The sequence below is a fragment of the Spirosoma soli genome, assembly GCF_042684525.1.
Classification (GTDB): Bacteria; Bacteroidota; Bacteroidia; order Cytophagales; family Spirosomataceae; genus Spirosoma; species Spirosoma soli.
In genome coordinates this window covers 1-1,222 of record NZ_JBHULN010000052.1, presented here as the reverse complement: position 1 = coordinate 1,222, position 1,222 = coordinate 1, and the positions used below count along the sequence as shown (strand labels likewise).

Annotated in this window: 1 protein-coding gene; it reads left to right on the top strand. The window is 31.2% G+C overall.

Annotated elements, in window-relative coordinates; translation table 11 throughout:
- Positions 1-415 precede the first annotated feature (415 nt).
- Positions 416-1,102, top strand: a complete 687-nt coding sequence (locus ACFSUS_RS29025) for a hypothetical protein (RefSeq protein ID WP_381528795.1) — start codon at positions 416-418, stop codon at positions 1,100-1,102.
- Positions 1,103-1,222: the final 120 nt, after the last annotated feature.

Below are 1,222 nucleotides of genomic sequence, written 5' to 3'. Positions count from 1 at the left end.
CTGGTTATGAATCTGTTAGAAGGCAAGAACGTGAAAAACAAAGCGGCTCAGTTGGATACTTTTGCTGATAAATTCCCAGTCTTGATCCAGTTCTTTACTCAGCAAATGGTTTTATAAGAAAGCCCTGTATGCTGGCATATATGTTTATGATAAACTAGCCTATATAAATTACTTAAAAAGTAGAGAACATTTCGAACACTGTGTAAGACTGTACGAAGCTTGTGTAGAAAACAAACCGCACCTTCCATGTGGTGATTGTCTTCAGTTCTGCAACACTCAAGGGTACTGGAACTTTACTCAGTGCCCTAACGTACAAACAAGAAGGTAGACTTTGATAAATAAAAATACCCTGGAAATTTAATCAAGTTTCCAGGGTATCATAAAAAGATTTAGTAATCATTAAATGATAGCTTATATGAACACAATACACAGAAAGTTTGACGAATTATTAATTGAAATTTATAAAACAAATTTTGAGAAAGCTGAATTAAAATTAAACAAATTTAAAGAAGATTTTCTATCTATTATAGAATCGGACATTGAATTAACACAAAGGGTTAATCTATTATTAATTGAAACTTATAAAAGCCAAAACAGACTCCATAGCGCTTTAGAATTAAGTACAACTGTACTACATCAACTTTCACCATCAAACCATAAATATTTAGTTGTATCTTTAATAATAAGCGAACTCTTAATATCGCTAAATAAAATAGATGAGTTAAATGATTTTATTGAAAAATGTTTATTAAAGAATAATGGGTTAGTAGTTATTGACCCTATTAGCTCAATCAAAATTTTAACACTTTATAAATCAAGTAATAATGATTTTCTCATTAGGTTTCAAGACGTTATAAATCAAATTGAGCAACAGTTAGAAATCAGCATTGATAGAAGTAACGTATACCAATCACTTAAAGATGTTAACGAGAAGATAACGAAAGATGGTCATAAGTTGACAGAGATACTAGCTGTTTCCGGCAATAGTACCATGATAGAAAATGTTAAAGCTTTCGAGTCTTTTCTTAAGACTAACCCCATAAAAACTTATCAGCAAGAAGCCTCTAATTTTCTAGAGTTTTTACATTCTGGAAATTATTGATCCGTGAATTAGTCTGTAAAGAAAGCGACTTCCTTCTTTCGGAAGAAGACTTGGATTAACTTTCGATTCTTCTCTAGTAGGTTAATCTGTTCCAAAACAATTACTGTTAGCTCTTCCAAG

What these genes read in the sequence shown, in the direction of transcription:
- ACFSUS_RS29025 (WP_381528795.1), top strand. Translation starts at nt 416, where the DNA reads ATGAACACAATACACAGAAAGTTTGACGAATTATTAATTGAAATTTAT.